Raw genomic sequence first — 16,003 nt, forward strand, 5'->3', positions numbered from 1 at the left:
GGATCGAGATGCAGGCGATACAGTGCGGCACATGCGGTAACCGCGTCCTGGTGGAGAAGTTCAGTCCGAGCCACACCAGCGTGCAATGGCTCGACGAGGCCGAATCGTCGTGCCCGGAATTCGCGCGCCGCGCGGCGCTCGGTGAGCACAGTAATTGGATTCCGACCTGCGCGGCGCTGCGCGATTCCATCGAACGCGCCGTCACCACCGGTGCGCTGGCCACCGACGAACTACGGCACGAACCGGTCCCGGGCCGGATCGGCTGATCCGCCACATAAGACGAGGAGAATCATGAAGCGATTGGAAGGCCACCGCACCCTGGTGACGGGTTCGGCGTCGGGCATCGGGCAGGCCACCGCCCTGCGGCTGCTCGATGAAGGCGCCACGGTGGTTGCCGCGGATGTGTCCGCCGACGGCCTCGCGGCGACCCAGAAAGGTGCCGGAGAGCGCGGCACCGCGGACCGCCTGACCACTCTCACCATGGACATCGGCACCGAACGGTCGGTCATCGACGGCGTCCGGACGGCGGTGGAGACGCTCGGCGGCCTGGACTCGGTGGTGAACGCAGCCGGCATCCTGCGCGCCTCGCATACCGAGCAGACCGGTTTGGATCTGTGGAACCAGATCATCGGCGTCAACCTCACCGGCACGTTCCTTGTGGTTCGCGAAGCGTTACCTGCGCTGCTGGCGAATCCGCGCGCGACCGTGGTCAATTTCAGTTCCACCTCAGCGGCCTTCGCCCATCCCTATATGGCGGCCTACGCCGCGAGTAAGGGTGGCATCCAGTCCTTCACCCACGCCTTGGCGCTCGAATTCGGCGGCAAGGGACTGCGGGCGGTGTGTGTGGCGCCGGGCAGCATCAAGTCCGGAATCACCGAGGCCACAGCGGGATACGTGCCGACAGATGCGGACTGGTCGTTGTTCGCCAAGCTGTCGCCGGTGCTGCCGACCGAGCTCACCTCCGGTGGCGCCGGAATGGGCGACCCGACGGCCGTGGCAGGCGTGATCGCCATGCTCGTCTCCGAGGACGGCGCCTTCATCACCGGTACCGAGATCCGTATCGACGGAGGTACACACGCCTGACCCGAATCCCGCACTGATCTCGTAATGCCGCCCTGCGGAACGGGATCCGGCGGCTGGGTGCACGCATCACGAAGCCCCCGTGGACATCACTGTCCACGGGGGCTTCGGCGTTTCGCCCTGAAAGCGCGAGTTCCAACAATGTGATACACGAAGAAATTGCTGATCACCAATGGTTTTCACATCAGCAACATGCCTACCAGACATATTCATCTCCCATTGGGTGGGATTTCCAGCTCTGCGACACGCCCGGAGAACGTGTGATGTCGGTTACGCATTCCGAATCGATCGGCGAATGCGAGAACCATCCCGAAAGGACCGCTCATGGTCTCTCCCACCTCTCCACCCGATACCGCACAGCGCTGGACCCCACGGCTGATCTTCTCGCTCGCCTCGATCGTGCTGCTCCTGGAAATGCTCGCGGTCAGTTACATGATGATCTCCACGGCACTGCCGTCGATCGCCGCGCACTACCAGACCACCCAGGGCGCCTGGCTGTTGACGTCGTTCCTGCTGGTCGGCGCCGTCACCGCGCCGCTGATCGGCAAGCTGGCGGATATGTACGGCAAGCGCAAAGCGCTGCTCGGCTGCGTCGCCGTGGCAGCGCTCGGTTCGTTCGTCTCGGCGATCGCGGGCAGCTACGCGGTCCTGATCGCGGGCCGCGCACTGACCGGCCTGCTGGTCCCCTGCCTGTTCCTGAGCTATTCGCTCATCCGCGATGTGTTCCCGGCGAAGACGATCGCGCTGGCGGTCAGCATCGCGACCAGCGGGATGGGGCTGATCGCGATTCCCGCGCCGTTCCTCACCGGATGGCTGATCGACGATTTCGGGTTCCGCAGCATCTTCTGGTTCTTCGTCATCGGCCTCGCGGTGCTGGGTGCGCTGATCTACTTCACCACCGCCGAATCCCCGGTGCGGCTGCGTTCACGGATCGATCTGCTCGGGGCGGTGCTGCTCGGTGGCGGTATCGCGGGCATCCTCATCGCCGTCAGCTTCGGGCCGACCTGGGGCTGGCGTGACGGATCGACCCTCGCCTACCTGGTTGGCGGCGTCGTACTGCTGCTTGCCTGGCTGGCGACCGCACGGATGATCCGGGAACCGCTGATCGACCTCGATGTGCTCGGCAACCGCCCGGTGCTGCTGACCACGATCGGCGCCGGACTCTGCTACGGGTCCAGCGGTCTGTTCACCATCCTGCTGCCGATGCTCGCCATGACACCTGCCGTGCTCGGCCTGGACTACGGGTTCGGGGTCTCCGCTGAGGGTTTCGCCATCTTCCAGGCGCCGGTCGGGCTGATGGTGGTGGTCGGCGGCGTGCTCGTCGGCCTGCTCGTCGGCCGTCGCGATGTCCGGCCCCGCATCCTGATGACCTGCGGCATGCTGCTGATGGCCGCCGGGTTCACGCTGACCGCCGCCGTGCACGACAGCAAGCCGCTGCTCATCATCTTCGCGGGCATCTTCGGCACCGGCATGGGCATGGCCTACGCGGCCATCCCCAACCTGCTGATCGAGGCGGTTCCGCCCCAACTGCAGGCCAGCACCGCCAGCATCGTCGGGGTCTCGCAAAGCGTGTTCCCCGCCGTCCTGCCGGTCATCGCCTTCACGGTCATGAACAACTCCTACATCGCGCCGATTCCGCTGGAAATGACCCAGGGTGCGGTGTTCTACCTCGATCGCGGTTTCACGATCGCGTTCCTGATCGGCGCCGTGGCCGCGGTCATCGGTGCGGTGGTCGCCGTCGCACTGCCGCGCCGGATCGTTCAGCTGTCCGCGCCGAGCAAGGTGGCGGACTCCGGGGAGGAAGGGCTGGTGTTCGCTCACTGAGTGGTGTCAGCCGAGCCGGTCGCGTGGATTGCGCGGCCGGCTCGGTCGTTTCCGCAGTTCTCAGGCCGTCTCGGCAGGCGTGCCGGTGGCCCTGGCACGGTCGAGCCGATCTCCGAAATGCTCGAGCAGGCGCCGAAGTTCGTCGGTGAAGCGCTGGTACTCGTCGGGTTGGTAGTCCGGGAGCAACCGCGCCTCATTGGCGAGGTGCAGACGGAAGACCCGGTCGACGATATCGGCCCCGTTCGCCGTCAGGCGTACGCGCACCGAGCGGCGATCGTGCGGATCTCGAACCCGTTCGACCAGGTCCTTGGCTTCCATCCGGTCGACACGGTTGGTGACCGTGCCCGAAGTGATCATCGCCGCCTCCAACAGGGCACCCGGGGTCAACTCGTACGGCGGGCCTGATCGGCGCAGGGTGGTGAGAACATCGAACTCCCACACCTCGAGGCCGTGCTCGGCATAGAAATCCTTCAACGCGCGGTCGAGTATGCGCGACAGCCGCTGCACTCGTCCCACGATCGCCACCGGCCACAGCTGATCTGCGAGTTCGGGCGCTTCCTGACGCCAGAGATCCATGACCACGTCGACGGTATCCGCCACATCTCCTCCTTATCTCGATGTCGAGAGACTTGACATCAACATTGCTCCCTGATTTTATCTCGATGTCGAGATTATCTGATGGAGGGGAGGACGCGACATGGTCACCACCGCCGAACCGAAGCCCGGAACACCTACTCGCGAACCAGCGCCGCTGCGCGACCTGTTGCTCACTGTGATCGCACCCGTGAGCTTCGGAACCGTTTACGTCGCAACAACTTTGCTGCTGCCGCCGGATCGGCCCCTACTCGCCGCCGCGATGCGTGCGCTGCCTGCGGGGCTGCTCATCCTGGCGTTCACCCGAACGCTGCCTCGCGGGACGTGGTGGCCGAAGACGATCGTGCTCGCGACACTCAATATAGGAGCGTTCTTCCCGCTGCTGTTCTTCGCCGCATACCGCCTGCCCGGCGGGATAGCCGCCACCCTCGGAGCGGTACAGCCGCTCATCGTCGCGGCACTGGCGCTGCCACTGCTGAAAACCCGCACTCCACGATCAATGGTGATGGCGAGTGTCGTGGTCGCGGGCGGCGTCGCACTGATGACAACAACCGCCGCCACTGCACCGGACCCGATCGGCCTCGCCGCCATGCTTACTGCGGTCTCGTTGATGGCCCTGGCGATCGTGCTCGGAAAGAAATGGGGATCACCGGTTCCGCCGCTGACCATGACCGGATGGCAGCTCACCATCGGTGGACTCGCCCTCGCGCCGCTGACACTCGTCGTCGAAGGGCTGCCTGCGACCTTCACCGCCGCGAACCTGATCGGCTTCGCGTACGTCGGACTCATCGGCACCGCACTCGCCTACACGCTGTGGTTTCGCGGAATACAGCGACTCGCCCCCACATCGGTATCGCTGCTGTCCACCACAAACCCACTTGTCGCCACGCTGGCCGGATTCCTCTTCCTCGGCCAAGCGCTCACCCCATGGCAAATCACCGGATTCACCATCGCCCTCGTCGCTCTCGTCGCGGGCCAATCCATGAACAGGAGCTCCACATGACCACCCCGTCACACGAATACCGCGTTCTGGCTCTTTCGGGAAGCCTGCGCGCCGACTCGTACAACACTGCGTTGCTGCGCGCGGCCGACAAGCTCAATCCCGGACCACTGACGATTCAGATCTATCCCGGCCTCGGCGACTTGCCGCTGTACAGCCAGGACCTCGAACAAGATCTGCCGGCCGCTGTGCGCGAGCTGCACCGGCACATCGTCGCGGCTGACGGATTGTTGCTCGCGACACCCGAACACAACGCGTCGATACCAGCGGCGTTGAAGAACGCGATCGACTGGATGAGTCGCATGCCCGACGGTGCGGGCATGGCAGGCAAACCAGTCGCCGTCGCGGGCGCCTCGCCCGGCGCGCTGGGAGCAATACGCGCCCAGCTGGCTCTGCGCCAGATCCTCGGCAGCGTCGGCGCCGATGTACTGGCCAGGCCGGAAGTCGTCGTTTTCCGTGCGCACGAACGGTTCGACACCGACGGTGCCCTGATCGACGAATTCACCCAGAACCTGCTGGTCGACCTCCTGGCTGAACTGGCTGGGCGAATCGAACGCAGCGCCTCGGCCCGCGCACGCCGTGACGCCTCGCTCGCGAGCGCCTGACGCGCCATTGCGGGATATGCGTGAACGCCGGCCTCATGGTGGACATGAGGCCGGCGTCCACGCGTGCCCGGCTCACCGAAAAGTAGGAGGCCTTCCGCATCAGCCGATGCGACAATGCGCCCCGTGCTTCTACTGGTTCCCAGCTCTGTCCTGCGACCCGGCCGACCCGATGAACATTTCGCGGCCGAGGCCGCCGCCGCGCGTGAACTGGGGATCGGCGTCGGGCTGGTGGATCATGATGCACTCACCTCTCCTGGCGGCGCCGATACGGCGGTGCGGCGCGTCCAGGAGGAAGGGACGGCCGTCTACCGCGGATGGATGCTCCGGCGTGCCGAATATCGGGCGTTCGACGAAGCGCTGCGCCGGCGCGGCGTGACACTCGCTACCGGTCACGATCAATACCGGCGGGCCCACGAATTGCCAGGCTGGTACGCCGAACTCGCCGACCTGACCCCACGGTCGTCGTGGACCGTCGGCTGTGCCCGTGCCGACTTCACCGATGCCTGCCGTGCCCTCGGCCCCGGCCCAGCGGTACTGCGCGACTACACGAAATCGCTGAAGCACCACTGGAATGAGGCCGCGTTCATTCCGGAGCTGAACGACGAGGACGCCGCCTGGTCCATCGCCGCCAGATTCCGCGAACTGCGCGGCCCCGACATCACCGGCGGCTACGTCATCCGCCGATTCGAGACCTTCACCTCACCCGAAGTCCGAACCTGGTGGATCCACGGCACTTGCCACCTCACTGGGCCGCACCCGGATACGCCGGATGACTTGCCCGCCACACCGGTCGATGTTTCTGCGGCGGCCCCATACATCGCGAGGCTCGGCCTGCCGTTCGTCACCGCCGATTTCGTCCAGCGTGCCGACGGGCAGTGGCGGATCGTCGAACTCGGGGACGGTCAGGTCAGCGATCGGCCGGGCGCTGTGGCGGCGGAGCGGCTGATCGATAGCCTGCGTAGGCATATCGACGGCTGAGGCCTCGCGGCAGCGGCGGCCACAACGAGCCGTGCAGGCCTTGCCCCGCATGTGTGGTGGCAAGGCCTGCACGGCCGTCGCGCAGCGGTCTACGACGCCGCGGTTTCGAATTCGCCGGCGACGGGTGAGACGTTCCAGACCCCGCGTGCCGCCGTCTCGCGGGCGAAATCGGCGAAATCCTTCGGCTTGCGGCCGAGAGCCTCCTCGACTCCGTGCACCAGGTGGGCGTTGCGGCCGTCGAGGAGGTTATCGAACAGCTCGGCGAAGTCCTCGGGCAATCCGTGTTCCACGAGGGCCGCACGGTACTCATCCTTGGTGATCGGTATGTACTGGATCTCGCGGCCGGTGGCCGTGCTGAGCTCATGTGCGACGTCGCCGAAGGTGAGCAGCCGGGGGCCGGACAGCTCATAGGTTTTGCCGATGTGCTTCGGGTCGGTGAGCGCGGCTACCACGACGTCGGCGATATCGTCGGCGTCGACGAAGGCCTCCGCGGCCTGTCCGGTCGGCAGGGCGATTTCGCCGGCCAGGACGGGCTCCAGGAAGAAGGCCTCGTCGAAATTCTGGTTGAAGAAGCTGGAGCGGACGATGGTCCAGTCGGCGCCGGAGTCCTTCAGCTTGTTCTCGCTGACGACGGCCCCTTCCTCGCCGCGTCCGGAGAGCAGGACCAGGCGGCGCGCGCCCCGGGAGACCGCCAGCGCGGCGAACTCCTCGATGTCCTGGGCCGCGCCAGGGAAGGCCAGATCGGGGTAGTAGGTGATGTAGACGGCACCGACTCCTTCGAGGGCGGCTTCCCAGGTGCGGGAGTCCTCCCATACGAAAGGCGGCTCGCCGGAGCGCGATCCGATACGTACCGGGCGGCCTTGCGCGGTGAGCCGCTGCGCGACCCGGCGGCCGGTTTTGCCGGTGCCCCCGATGACCAGGGTCGTCTTCGTCTCGGTGTGCGCGAACATATTTCTCTCCTGACTGGACAAGCTGTCGGTGAAGTTCCCGTGTGATCAACTGCGTCCAGTCGCTCGCTTCGGGGCGGTGAGGCTTCATGGCTCGAGTGCTGTCCGCATGCAACAGACCTGGCTGAATGCGGCCGAGCGAAGCGCTCCCCTCAACTCTGTCTGCGTGGCGGTCGTCGATCAACGACAATGTCGGCAACGGATTATTAAGCGAGAGCTACACAGTGGAGCATGCATGGAGTTGCGCGATATCGAGATCTTCCTGACGCTGGCCGAGGAGTTGCACTTCGGCCGCACCGCGCAACGGCTACATGTCACCCCGGCCCGCGTCAGTCAAGCGATCAAGAAGCAGGAGCGGCGTATCGGCGCTGCGCTGTTCGATCGCACCACACGCACGGTCCGCCTCACTCCCGCGGGTGAACAGCTCCATCGGGAACTCGCCGCGGGTTACCGGCAGATCATGGACGGCATCGAGAACGTCTCCGCCGCTGCGCGTGGCATCTCCGGAACCCTTCTCCTCGGCACCATGGGCGCGCAGGCCTGGATGCTGAACACGACCGTGGAAGCATTCCGCGAAAGCTACCCAGCGGTCGAGGTCACCCATCGCGAAATCAACCCCGTCGACCCGCTGACACCGTTGCGCGCCGGCGAGGTCGACATCGCACACGTCTGGCTGCCGGTGCGTGAACCCGACCTGACCGTCGGCCCTGTCACGCACACCTCGCCCATCACGGTGATGCTCGCGGCCGATCATCCCTACGCTCAACGCGAATCGCTATGCCTCGAGGATTACGCCGACCTCACCTTCGTGGCCCACAACTCTCCGGTCCCGCCGTACATGGAGCAGGTGTTCCAGCCCTTCCACACCCCCTCCGGTCGCACGGTGCCCCGCGGCCCGGTGGTATCGAATTGGGACGAGCAGCTGAAAGCTGTCAGCTACGGACAGTGCGTCATGGCGACGGTCGCGGAAGTCGCCGACTTCTACACCTGGCCCAACCTCACCTTCGTCCCCGTGCGCGACGCCCCGCCGTGCCGATGGGCACTCGTGTGGCGTACCAAGACCGAAACCCCACTCATTCGTGCCTTCTCCCAGACCATCGCGGCCATGGGCGAGTGACCGCGAGGGCCGCGGTCGGTGTTCGACTGATCCCGCCGTCGGCGCGGTCCTCCGATAGGTCCGTCCACTCACTGGGAGGAACACCCGACCGGCACGCCCGGCGAATGGCAACGTGGGGGCGAACGACTGAGATGGAGGTTGGGCGATGACATCGGACCTGAGCTATGCGGGCACGCTTCGGGAGGTTCGTACTGATTCCGGGGTGCTGCGCTATCACGAGGCCGGTGAGGGTCCGCCGCTGTTGCTGCTGCATGGCTCCGGGCCCGGCGTGACCGGGTGGCGGAACTTTCGCGGGAATCTCGGGGTGTTCGCGGAGAATTTTCGATGCCTGATCCTGGAGTTTCCCGGGTTCGGTGTCAGTGATGACTTCGGCGGGCATCCGATGGTTACGGCGTTGGAGGCGGTGGCTCGGTTCGTCGATGCGCTCGGGCTGGATCGGGTCGACATCATCGGGAACTCGATGGGTGGCGGGGTGGCGCTCAATTATGCGATCGCGCACCCGGACAAGGTGGGCAAGCTGGTCACCATCGGTGGCATCGGTAAGAACATCTTCAGCCCTGGCCCGGGTGAGGGCATCAAGCTGCTGCAGGAGTTCACCGAAAACCCGACTCGCGCGCGGCTCATCGAGTGGCTGCACTCGATGGTGTACGACCCGTCGATGGTCACCGAGGAACTGATCGAGGAGCGCTGGACTCAGGCCACCGATCCGGAAACCCTCGACAGCGCGCGCAGGATGTACAGCAAGGCCGCCTTTACCGCGATGGTGCGTGCCATGGAGGCGTCGGATGCACCCCCGCCGTGGGCGATGCTGCACAAGGTCAAGGCGCCGACACTGCTGACCTGGGGACGCGATGATCGGGTGAGCCCGTTGGATATGGCGCTGATCCCGATGCGCACGATCCCGCGCGCGGAGCTGCACGTCTTCCCCAATTGCGGGCATTGGGCGATGATCGAGCAGAAGGACGCGTTCGAGTCCGCGGTGCGTGCGTTCCTGCTGCGTAAGGACTGAATCGGAGCTTCCGACGAGATTCGGCTCCACACCATGGTGTGGAGCCGAATCTCGTTTGTCGAACTATTACCGCTGAGTGCTACCCGCATCCACGGGCAAGGTGACCGCCGTGATGTAGCGCGCTTCGTCAGAAGCGAGAAACAGTGCCGCGTTGGCGATATCGATCGGCTGCACCCACGGGATCGAGAGCATGTTCATCGTCACGGCCGCCTCGGCGAACTCCTCCCGGGTCGGGTGTTCGCGGTCGGGGCGGAAGACTTTGCGCACCATATCGTTCTGGATCATCGGCGTATCGACGTTGGTCGGGTGCACTGAGTTGACCCGGACCTGGTGCGGCGCCAGTTCCTTGGCCAGCGAACGCATCAGGCCCACGACACCGTGTTTGGCAGCGGTGTAGTGCGCGACGCCCACCAGGCCCCGCAGCCCGGCGATCGAGCTGGTGAGGATCATCGACCCGCTGCCTCGTTCGATGAGATGCGGGGTCGCGGCCTTGCAGGTCTGCCAGACTCCGGTGAGATTGACGTCGAGCATCGTCTGCCAGGCCGCTTCACTCAGCTCCAAAGCGGGTGCGCTCGACGTGATTCCCGCGGTGGCGCAGACGATGTCGAGGCCGCCGAGTTCAGCCACCGCGGCATCGGTAGCCGCTCGCAACGCCTCGCCGTCACGCACGTCGACGGTCGCGGTGATGACCTTTGCGCCGGCCGCTTCGGCCGCTCGCGCGGTCTCCGCGAGATCGTCCGGGGTCGCCGGTGGAATGATCACCGTGTCGACCGGTGCGCAGATATCGAGCGCGATGATGTCGGCGCCCTCTTCGGCCAGCCGCACCGCTTGTGCGCGACCGATACCCCGTGCGGCGCCGGTGACCAGCGCGACCTTGCCTGAAACTCGTCCCATGTCACACCTTCTGAGTCAGTCCGGCATCCACGACGAGCTGGGTTCCCGTGATATATCGGGACTCGTCGGATGCGAGAAACACCACCGCATTGCTGACGTCCACCGGGTCGACCCACGGCACCGGAAGCAGATTGCGTTGCGCGAGCGCCTCGGCCGCGTCTTCCTCGGTCGGATTCGCCAGATCCGGGCGCAGCTTCGCGAACACGCTCTCGTTCAAGATCATGGGTGTGCCGACCGAACCCGGATGGACCGTATTGACCCGGATACCCAGCGGACCCATCTCGTTGGCCAGGGTGCGGGCCAGGCCGACCACGGCATGCTTGCTGGCGGAATAGTGCGCCGAACCCGCACCACCCTTGAGGCCGTTGGTGGAGCTGATGATGACGATCGACGCCCCTGCCGACAGGTGGGGCGCGCCGGCGCGCACTGTGTGCCAGACACCGGTGAGGTTGATGTCGAGGGTGCGCTGCCAGGCGGCATCGGTCAGCTCCCACGACGGGCCGAGGTCGGCATAGATTCCGGCATTGGCGACGACCACGTCGAGGCGGCCGAGCCGCTCCGAGCCCTCGGCGATCGCGGCATCGAGCGATTGCTGGTCACGCACATCGGCGAACCCGGTGACGCACCGGCGGCCGAGCGCCTCGACCTCCTTCGCCGTGACGGCGAGGCCATCGGCCGAGCCGGCCAGATCCACCGCGATGATGTCGGCGCCTTCTTCGGCCAGTCTGCGGCAGTGGGTGCGGCCCATCCCGCTCGCTGCGCCGGTGACCACCGCGACCTTGTCCTGCATGCGTTTCATGGGGTGCTCCCGGGAAATCGACTGCTCACCGGCGTGACGGTAGGGCGGCCTCCACCGCCGTGACATGCGACGTCCCGGTGAGCGGGCGGTCCGCGGCGGCCTCCCGGCCATCGGGAACGGCGACCCACCGGCACGCATGGATCGGCGAACATTGCGGTCGGTGCCCACCGGATTCGTGACCGCAGGAGGATGAAGTGACGACGGCGACTGTTGACCTACCGCGCAGCTCGCGTGCGGTGATGCTGCGGGTGGCGGATGTGATCGAGGAAACCGCCGACGCCCGGTCGCTGGTATTCGATATCCCCGCCGACGCCGCGGACCGCTTCCGCTACCGTCCGGGACAGTTCCTCACCTTGCGTATTCCCAGCGAACAGACCGGGTCGGTGGCTCGCTGCTACTCGCTGGCGAGCTCGCCCTTCACCGGTGACGCACCGAAGGTGACGGTGAAGCGCACGCAGGGCGGCTACGGATCGAATTGGTTGTGCGACAGCGTTTCTGTCGGCGACACCATCGAAGTGCTGCCACCATCGGGTACCTTCACCCCCGCGTCCCTCGATACCGATTTCCTGCTGTGGGCGGCAGGCAGCGGTATCACCCCGGTGATGTCGATCCTGCGTTCCGCGCTGACCGAGGGCGGAGGTCGGGTTGTGCTGTATTACGCCAACCGCGACCAGGATTCGGTGATCTTCGCCGACGAGATGCGTGAGCTCGTGGAACGCCACCCCGCTCGGTTGACGGTGGTGCACCGGCTGGAATCACTGCAGGGCTTGCCTACGCCCGCCCAACTGGCCGCGTTCGCCGAACCGTTCAGCGCATATGAGTCGTTCATCTGTGGTCCCGGACCGTTCATGACCGCGGTGAGCGAGGCGCTGACCGGCGCCGGATGGCCGCGTGAACGTGTGCGCACCGAGGTGTTCACCTCGCTGTCGGGTGACCCGTTCGCCGATATCGACGACATCGCCGACGACGAGGATTCGGCCAGCGTCGCGGTGGAACTCGACGGTGAAGTGCACCAGATGGACTGGCCGCGCTCCCGGACTCTCGTCGACGTCATGCTGTCCAAGGGCCTCGATGTGCCCTACTCGTGCCGGGAAGGTGAATGCGGTTCGTGCGCGTGCACCGTCGTCGAGGGTGAAGTGGACATGCCGCCGAGTGCGATCATCGACGAGGACGATATCGAGGCGGGCTACATCCTCGGCTGCCAGGCGCGACCACGCACCGACCAGCTGAAGATTCGCTTCTGATAGGTATGTGCGGAATATTCCCGGTGCGGCGGCGTTCGTTCGAGATGGTTACTCGAACAAACGATAGGGGCCGCCGATGGTGACCGACACAGCGGAATCGGCGGTCGGCCTGCGTTCCGAACGTGGCGCCGTACTCGGTTCACTGATGCTGGCCACCTCGCTGGTCGCGCTCGACTCGACCATTATCGCCACCGCAGTCCTCACCATCACCGAAAGCCTCGGCGGGTTCGCTCAGTTCCCCTGGCTGTTTTCCATCTACCTGCTGGCCCAGGCGGTCACGGTGCCGATCTACGGCAAGCTCTCCGACGTCGTGGGTCGCAAACCGGTGATCCTGTTCGGAATCGGCGTGTTCGCGCTGGGGTCGCTGCTGTGCGGTCTGGCAGGCAGCATGGTCGGGCTGATCATCTTCCGCGCGATCCAGGGCGTCGGCGCGGGTGCCATCCAGCCGATGACGATGACCATCGCCGGCGACCTCTACAACCTGGCCGAACGAGCCAAGGTGCAGGGCTATCTGGCAAGCGTGTGGGCGATCTCGTCGGTGGCGGGTCCGCTGCTCGGCGGCGTGTTCGCCGAATACATCGGCTGGCGGTGGATCTTCCTGATCAATATCCCCATCTCAGCGCTGGCGGGATGGATGCTGCTGCGCAACTTCACCGAGACCGCGCCGCGTCGGCGGCAGCGGGTGGACTACCTGGGCGCCACGCTGCTCACGGTCGGTGCCGGCGCGCTCATCCTCGGACTGCTCGAGGGCGGACAGGCGTGGGCGTGGCAGTCGCCGACCAGCATTGCGATCTTCGCCGGTGGTGCCGTGGTGATCGGCCTGTTCGTGCTGGTGCAGCGCCGCGCCGCGCATCCGATCCTGCCGCTGTGGCTGTTCACCCGACGGGTGGTGGTGGCCAGCAGCGCGGTGTCGCTGATGGTCGGGGCGCTGCTGCTCGGGCTCACTTCCTATGTGCCGACCTTCGCGCAAGGCGTGCTGGGAACAGGCGCCCTGGTGGCCGGGCTGACCGTCGGCGCGCTCACCCTCGGCTGGCCGCTGGCGGCGTCGCAAGCCGGGCGGGTGTACCTGCGGCTCGGTTTCCGCACGACCGCATTGATCGGCAGTAGTCTGGCGGCCATCGGCGCGGCATCGACGCTGTTGATCGGCGCGCAGAGCCCGTTATGGCAGGTCGCGGCATCGTGTTTCGTGATCGGATCCGGGATGGGCCTGGTCGCCACACCTACGCTGATTGCCGCGCAGACCAGCGCCGACTGGAACGAACGTGGTGTCGTCACCTCGGCGAACATGTTCGCCCGATCGCTGGGCAGCGCGGTGGGTGTGGCGGTATTCGGCGCAATCGTCAACGCTCGTATCGGCGACACCGACAGTCCAGCGCCGGACACGCTCGCCGCGGCGGTGCATCTGGTGTTCATCGCGGTCCTGGTGGCGACCGTGCTGACAGTGATCGCGTGCGCGATGATGCCGCGGCGGTCCGGGGACAAACTCTGAGATCCTCCGGCTCCCTGAACGCTGCTGCAGTCGCCAGGCACCCGTACCCTTGGCCTGCAATGCTGTGGCACGTCCTCTCCAACGCGCCGATGGGAATGCTGCACGGGCAGTCCCGACAACCAGCTGGTCTGCGGTTGTCGATCTGGGGAAGCTGCGTGGACAGTGCGAAGGACCACTGGTTGCGTCGTTCCGACGACGGTGACGGCAGCATCGACTCAGTCGGTCCGGTGGTGCGGGAGTATCGGCTTGGGAGTGGCCGGAACCAGGTGGCGGTAGCGACTGCGCTCGGGTGTCGCAACAATTTCTCAGCCAGGTCGAAAATGGCACCCGCAAGGTCACGTTCGAGTATCGACAAAAGTTCGCACAGGAACTCGGGATTCCCCTAGAGGAGCCAGGGCTTGCCGGTCCGGCCAGACACTCGAGCACGCGGGACGATACATGTGTGGCCGTCGCAGCCAGGAGGGGTCGCTGGCGTGCACAACGAAGCTGGTTGAATCGGCATCGCCATGAGCTGGGACAGCTCGCCGCGCAGCAATTCACGCCTGAAGTCCGAGAACCCAGAACCTCACTCATCGCTGGTTACGGCTGGCTACCGAATGTCGGCTAGTGCGCTGCCCTTCAGGGCGGTGGTGAAGGCGGACGCGGGAGGGCCGCCATGGCCCGAGCGTGCCCTGAACTGGAGGTTCCTGCTGCTCGATGTACTGGCGCAGCACTGAAATCGGGGCACTGCCTACCGATCCGGCGAGGTAGGAACCCGACCAGAGTCGTTATGCTCGTCAGTAGTGACGCACCAGCTCGGGGGAACTCTTGGCGCATCCGCCGCGACGACACACCTTTGAGGGAGTTCACCAGACGCGACAGGGCAACTTTGGGTGGGTAGTTCACCAGCAGGTGGACGTGTTTGGTTTCGCCGTTGAACTCGACCAACTCGACTTCGAAGTCTCCGCAGACGGCGCGCACGATCTGCCCATCCGCGTCAGATGTCGGTCGGTGTACACGCGATGCCGGTATTTCGTGACGAAATCCAAATGCGGGTTCAGCACGAAAACGCAGTGTCTACCGGTGCGGATGTCGCCATATTCGGTGATAGACCATTGGTATTATCAGGGTGTGCAGCTTCGGTACAACTTCCGCTTGTATCCCACTGTGGGGCAGCAGCGGTCGTTGGCGAAGGCATTCGGATGCGCGCGAGTGGTGTACAACGACGCATTACGGGCACGGCAGGATGCGTTCAAGGCTGGGCGGCGGGTGAGCGACACTGAGTTGTCGAAACGGTTGACCGAAGCCAAGAGCACCCCTGAGCGGGAATGGCTCGGGGAAGTGTCGGCGGTGGTTCTTCAGCAGGCGCTCGCCGATCTGAACACCGCCTACCGGAACTTCTTTGCGTCGGTAACCGGGAAGCGGAAAGGCGCGAAGGTGGCGCTACCGCGGTTCCGTTCCCGCAAGGACAATCGGCAGTCGATCCGGTTCACGAAGAACGCCCGATTCGCGGTGAGTTCCGGCCGGAAGCTTCGGCTGCCGAAGATCGGCGATGTTGTGGTCCGCTGGTCTCGGGATCTGCCGTCGGATCCGTCGAGCGTGACAATCGTGAAGGACGCGGCGGGACGGTATTTTGCGTCGTTCGTGGTCCAGGTGAACGACGACCCGCTTGCGCCAGTTGATTCCGAGGTGGGTCTCGACCTGGGCCTGACGACCTTCGCGGTTCTGTCGGACGGCAAGACGATCGTCGCGCCCCGGTTCCTGCGGCAAGCCGAACGCCGGTTGCGTAAGGCGCAACAGTCGCTGTCGCGCAAGGAGAAAGGCTCGGCGAACCGGGCCCGGGCGCGTATTATAGTCGCGAAGGCGCACGCGAAAGTGGCCGATACACGCAAGGATTGGGGCCACAAACAGTCCACGATGATCATCCGCGGCAACCAAGCGGTGTACGTCGAGGATTTGTGCGTGAGAGGTCTTGCACGCACGAGGTTGGCGAAGTCGGTCCACGACGCCGGGTGGGGCGTGTTCACCCGCATGCTCGAAGCGAAGGCCAACCGTTACGGCCGGACCTTCGGCAAGGTGAATCGCTGGTTCCCGTCGTCGCAGATGTGTTCGGTATGTGCAGCGATCGACGGGCCGAAGCCACTGTCGGTGCGCCAGTGGAGGTGCGCCTGTGGCACCACTCACGACCGCGATCTGAACGCGGCGATCAACATCCTCGCGGCGGGACGCGCCGAGAGATTAAACGCCTGCGGAGGGACCGTAAGTCTTTCCGCCGAGCGGGAAGCGAGTCCCTGTGAAACAGGAACCCACCGAGAGCACCCGTCAGGGCGCTGGTAGGAATCTCCGGCCTTCAGGCCGGAGAGGACGTCAATTGGCTGATCCGCATGAGTCCGTCCGCCAAGCGGCCCGGACCGCCGTGGATAACGTGTGCGATCTGCGGAACT

The 16,003-nt window shown here is 65.5% G+C and carries 15 protein-coding genes and 1 pseudogene; 11 read left to right on the plus strand and 5 right to left on the minus strand.

The window, feature by feature from the left end:
• Positions 1-8: 8 nt before the first annotated feature.
• The 3 genes from ACFXNW_RS22910 (at position 9) to ACFXNW_RS22920 (ending at position 2,904) form a co-directional block, all read left to right on the plus strand.
• Positions 9-266: a hypothetical protein gene (locus ACFXNW_RS22910; protein ID WP_379419796.1), complete on the plus strand. Its 258-nt coding sequence runs from the start codon at positions 9-11 to the stop codon at positions 264-266.
• Positions 267-291: 25 nt separating this feature from the next.
• Positions 292-1,083: an SDR family NAD(P)-dependent oxidoreductase gene (locus ACFXNW_RS22915; RefSeq protein WP_379419797.1), complete on the plus strand. Its 792-nt coding sequence runs from the start codon at positions 292-294 to the stop codon at positions 1,081-1,083.
• A gap of 321 nt (positions 1,084-1,404) precedes the next feature.
• A complete protein-coding gene (locus ACFXNW_RS22920) occupies positions 1,405-2,904 on the plus strand; it encodes an MFS transporter (RefSeq protein ID WP_379419798.1) in 1,500 nt (499 codons plus the stop codon).
• Between the two features lie 60 nt (positions 2,905-2,964).
• Here the strand turns inward: ACFXNW_RS22920 and ACFXNW_RS22925 are convergent, their stop codons facing one another.
• On the minus strand, positions 2,965-3,504 hold the full coding sequence (locus ACFXNW_RS22925; protein WP_379419799.1) for a MarR family winged helix-turn-helix transcriptional regulator: 540 nt from the start codon (positions 3,502-3,504) through the stop codon (positions 2,965-2,967).
• 97 nt (positions 3,505-3,601) lie between these two features.
• Between ACFXNW_RS22925 and ACFXNW_RS22930 the strand changes: the two genes are divergently transcribed.
• The 3 genes from ACFXNW_RS22930 (at position 3,602) to ACFXNW_RS22940 (ending at position 6,081) form a co-directional block, all read left to right on the plus strand.
• Positions 3,602-4,501 carry an EamA family transporter gene (locus ACFXNW_RS22930; RefSeq protein WP_379419800.1) on the plus strand — a complete coding sequence of 300 codons (900 nt, stop codon included), beginning with the start codon at positions 3,602-3,604 and terminating at the stop codon, positions 4,499-4,501.
• Positions 4,498-5,103 (plus strand): NADPH-dependent FMN reductase, encoded by a 606-nt coding sequence (locus tag ACFXNW_RS22935; protein ID WP_379419801.1) that lies wholly within the window; start codon positions 4,498-4,500, stop codon positions 5,101-5,103. The genes ACFXNW_RS22930 and ACFXNW_RS22935 overlap by 4 nt, the downstream gene beginning before the upstream one ends.
• Positions 5,104-5,226: 123 nt before the next feature.
• Positions 5,227-6,081, plus strand: coding sequence for an ATP-grasp domain-containing protein (locus ACFXNW_RS22940; protein WP_379419802.1), 855 nt, complete (start codon positions 5,227-5,229; stop codon positions 6,079-6,081).
• 89 nt (positions 6,082-6,170) lie between these two features.
• On the opposite strand, the gene ACFXNW_RS22945 is transcribed toward ACFXNW_RS22940, so the two are convergent.
• Entirely contained in the window at positions 6,171-7,031 is an 861-nt protein-coding gene (locus ACFXNW_RS22945; RefSeq protein WP_379419803.1) for an NmrA family NAD(P)-binding protein, read from the minus strand.
• Positions 7,032-7,263: 232 nt separating this feature from the next.
• Between ACFXNW_RS22945 and ACFXNW_RS22950 the strand changes: the two genes are divergently transcribed.
• Positions 7,264-8,145, plus strand: coding sequence for a LysR family transcriptional regulator (locus ACFXNW_RS22950; protein ID WP_379419804.1), 882 nt, complete (start codon positions 7,264-7,266; stop codon positions 8,143-8,145).
• A gap of 145 nt (positions 8,146-8,290) precedes the next feature.
• Entirely contained in the window at positions 8,291-9,154 is an 864-nt protein-coding gene (locus tag ACFXNW_RS22955) for an alpha/beta fold hydrolase (RefSeq protein ID WP_379419805.1), read from the plus strand.
• Positions 9,155-9,220: 66 nt separating this feature from the next.
• Here ACFXNW_RS22955 and ACFXNW_RS22960 read toward each other — a convergent pair whose 3' ends face one another.
• Together ACFXNW_RS22960 and ACFXNW_RS22965 are read right to left on the minus strand one after the other, a co-directional pair.
• Positions 9,221-10,048: a mycofactocin-coupled SDR family oxidoreductase gene (locus ACFXNW_RS22960; protein ID WP_379419806.1), complete on the minus strand. Its 828-nt coding sequence runs from the start codon at positions 10,046-10,048 to the stop codon at positions 9,221-9,223.
• A 1-nt stretch (position 10,049) separates the two neighbouring features.
• On the minus strand, positions 10,050-10,847 hold the full coding sequence (locus ACFXNW_RS22965; RefSeq protein WP_379419807.1) for a mycofactocin-coupled SDR family oxidoreductase: 798 nt from the start codon (positions 10,845-10,847) through the stop codon (positions 10,050-10,052).
• 239 nt (positions 10,848-11,086) lie between these two features.
• Between ACFXNW_RS22965 and ACFXNW_RS22970 the strand changes: the two genes are divergently transcribed.
• Both ACFXNW_RS22970 and ACFXNW_RS22975 read left to right on the plus strand, forming a co-directional pair.
• On the plus strand, positions 11,087-12,091 hold the full coding sequence (locus tag ACFXNW_RS22970) for a 2Fe-2S iron-sulfur cluster-binding protein (protein WP_379420093.1): 1,005 nt from the start codon (positions 11,087-11,089) through the stop codon (positions 12,089-12,091).
• A 76-nt stretch (positions 12,092-12,167) separates the two neighbouring features.
• A complete protein-coding gene (locus ACFXNW_RS22975; protein WP_379419808.1) occupies positions 12,168-13,580 on the plus strand; it encodes an MDR family MFS transporter in 1,413 nt (470 codons plus the stop codon).
• Between the two features lie 677 nt (positions 13,581-14,257).
• Here ACFXNW_RS22975 and tnpA read toward each other — a convergent pair.
• Positions 14,258-14,668, minus strand: a pseudogene (gene tnpA / locus ACFXNW_RS22980) (IS200/IS605 family transposase); the annotation flags it as partial.
• Between tnpA and ACFXNW_RS22985 the strand changes: the two are divergent.
• The gene (locus ACFXNW_RS22985) at positions 14,649-15,896 is read left to right on the plus strand and encodes an RNA-guided endonuclease InsQ/TnpB family protein (RefSeq protein WP_379420095.1); all 1,248 of its coding nucleotides are present in this window, start codon (positions 14,649-14,651) and stop codon (positions 15,894-15,896) included. The pseudogene tnpA and the gene ACFXNW_RS22985 sit on opposite strands and share 20 nt — an antisense overlap.
• Positions 15,897-16,003 lie beyond the last annotated feature (107 nt).

The organism is Nocardia sp. NPDC059180 (assembly GCF_042754945.1).
GTDB lineage: Bacteria > Actinomycetota > Actinomycetes > Mycobacteriales > Mycobacteriaceae > Nocardia.